This is a genomic window from Chitinophaga sp., assembly GCF_036569125.1.
Classification (GTDB): Bacteria; Bacteroidota; Bacteroidia; order Chitinophagales; family Chitinophagaceae; genus Chitinophaga.
This window is the reverse complement of the sequence record NZ_DATCRF010000040.1, coordinates 1-2,339: the sequence shown is the minus strand read 5'-3', so window position 1 is coordinate 2,339 and position 2,339 is coordinate 1. Positions and strand designations below refer to the sequence as shown.

Genomic DNA, 2,339 nt, shown 5'->3' with positions numbered 1-2,339 from the left:
CTCTGTAATGATCCCCATCCGCAACGGACGCTTTGCGCTGGGAACCTGGCAGGGGGTATATTTATGCGAACACCGCAACCACGGCGGCAGACGAAGAATTGTTATTACGGCCTGGGGAGCTTAATTCGGCTGGTTACCGCGCCGGTGCCGGCAGGCTCCCGCCTTCTTTGCAGCCAGGAGGTAAAAATGGTATAAAACACCGCCAGTATAATAGCGCCTTTGAACATGCCTGTAAAACCCCAGGCTGCCAGCCCGCCTATTACGCCCAAGAACAATACCAGGAAGGGCAGCTTGCCGCCGCTTTTGGCAATGAGGATGGGTTTTAAGATGGCATCGATCAGCAGTAAAAAAGCGGCATAGATGGCCAGGAATATAGCCATGCCCGTATGCCCCTGGGCGGCCATCCATATGATCAGCGGCAGCCATACTATGAGCGGGCCTACCTGTATCAGCACCAGGAAAAATACCAGCGCAGACAGGGCCAGCTTAAAGTGCAAACCGGCAATGGTAAACCCTATCCAGGAAACAGCAGTAGCAATAAACGCAGTGCCCATCACCCCGATAGACACTCCCTTGATGGCATGTGAAGTAGCTTCCATCATGGTTAAACCATCCCGACGGCCCAGCAGGTGCTGCAGGGTAGTTTTAACGGGCTGCAATACCTGCTCCCGGCTTACCAGCAAAAAAGCGGAAATAATAATACCCAATATAAATTGCAGGGCAGTACCTAAAATGCCGGCCCCGCCCAGCAGAACGTGGCGCAGCGCCAGCCGCAGCTGTTGCTCATAACCGGCCAGCGTTTCCCGGGGATTATCCTGCAAATGCTGCCAGAAAGCGCTGATGGCCTCCCCCACCAGCGGCAGCTGCGCAATATTATCCGGCAGGGGCGGCAGCCCGTTTGCCTGTATATCTGTAATAATGCGTAAGCCTTCTTTTACATGCCTGCCCAGTGATGCAATGAGGTACACCAGGGGCAGCGCTACAATAACAATGAGCACAATGGAATAAATAACGGCAGCCAGCTTGCGCCGGTTACGCAGCACCCGGGCCAGCCATTCAAAAGGCGCCTCAAACGACACAAAAAAGATCAGCGCAAAAGTGAACACTCCAAAAAATACCTGCAGCACCTCGTACAGGGCATATAACAAGGCCAGTAATAACAGCAGCACCAGCACAGTTTCAATATTGCTACGGGGCGTGCGGGGATTTATAGTGCGCATAAGCTTTGTGTGAACGGTACAGTAATAGCGGATGATCTGTTACTAATGTAACGCATATTCCTGAAAACCCGAACACCATTGTACAACACCGCTTATTAACGCCATAACATTAACCCGCCGCAGGCTGCGGCACGGTTCTCTCCTTTTTCTATAACCGGTATCACGCGGTCATCCGCGCCTTCATTTACATTATACTGCTTACCGTCGGCCGGAATAATAACCATGTACCAGATATGGCCGAACGGGCCGGTAGTCTGGTACTCCCTGCCCAGCAGCAGGTATTTGCTATCCGGTGAAAAGGTGGGGTATGCTTCCTCGAAGTCGCTGGTTGTTACCTGTACCAGGTTCGTGCCGTCTGCATTCATCATCCATGCATGATTACCTATTGTTAAGGCGATCTTTGTTCCATCGGGGCTTGGTGCAAACCCGCCCCAGGAATCATAGTTCAGGGTTTTTACCGCATTAGCCTGTGTAAAGGCCGCATTGGTGCGGTACAGGGTTTTATCCATCTTAAACAGGATGGTATTATCCGGCATCCAGGCAATGCTGCCTTCTATCTTTTTCCCCTGGAAAGAGGCCAGGTGATGCAGTACCTGCCCTTTCATGTTCAGGATCACGATCCCATCATCATAAGTGGGGTTTATTGCTATCAGGGTTTCATCGTACGATAAATTGGGAATGGTGTAGCCGCCATCCGTAGGGTAATATTCAAACTGGCTGATGATGGCGCCATCACTGACGTTCTTAAACGTATACAGGTTAGCATCGTAATTATCAGGCGCGTCACTGGATACGATCATGCGCTTGCCATCCTGGCTGATATCAACTCCGTTACGGCGGGTATCGTCCGGCAACACGGTGCTTTTAACATGGCTTTGCAGATTTATTTTCAGCAAGCCCTCCGTTGCCCAGTCATAGATTATTTCACCGGGAAATTGCTGGCCGGGTGGATTGGGGTTATCGGGATTGTTGGGGTTATTGGGGCCATTATTATCTTTTTTACAGGCTGTAAAAATAAACAGACCCAATAATACCAGGCAATACTGCAGCTTTATTACTTTCATGGTTACACGTTTATTTGTGATGATCTGCCGGTTTGTAATAACATGGTGGTAACAA

General features: G+C 50.5%; 3 protein-coding genes. 1 reads left to right on the top strand and 2 read right to left on the bottom strand.

Annotation, left to right across the window (positions count from 1 at the left end; translation table 11 throughout):
• Positions 1 to 7: 7 nt before the first annotated feature.
• The gene (locus VIM87_RS01340; RefSeq protein WP_331995228.1) at positions 8 to 124 is read left to right on the top strand and encodes a YjbQ family protein; all 117 of its coding nucleotides are present in this window, start codon (positions 8 to 10) and stop codon (positions 122 to 124) included.
• Here the strand turns inward: VIM87_RS01340 and VIM87_RS01335 are convergent.
• Together VIM87_RS01335 and VIM87_RS01330 are read right to left on the bottom strand one after the other, a co-directional pair.
• Complete coding sequence (locus VIM87_RS01335; RefSeq protein ID WP_331995227.1) at positions 105 to 1,220, bottom strand: AI-2E family transporter; 1,116 nt, start codon at positions 1,218 to 1,220, stop codon at positions 105 to 107. The two genes, VIM87_RS01340 and VIM87_RS01335, sit on opposite strands and share 20 nt — an antisense overlap.
• Positions 1,221 to 1,315: 95 nt before the next feature.
• Positions 1,316 to 2,339, bottom strand: a 1,024-nt coding sequence (locus VIM87_RS01330; protein WP_331995226.1) for a hypothetical protein, incomplete at its 5' end; no start/stop codon positions are given.

Bases quoted from the DNA above. Each gene is read 5' to 3' on its own strand.
- VIM87_RS01340 (WP_331995228.1), top strand. From the start codon at position 8: ATGATCCCCATCCGCAACGGACGCTTTGCGCTGGGAACCTGGCAGGGG.
- VIM87_RS01335 (WP_331995227.1), bottom strand. From the start codon at position 1,220: ATGCGCACTATAAATCCCCGCACGCCCCGTAGCAATATTGAAACTGTG.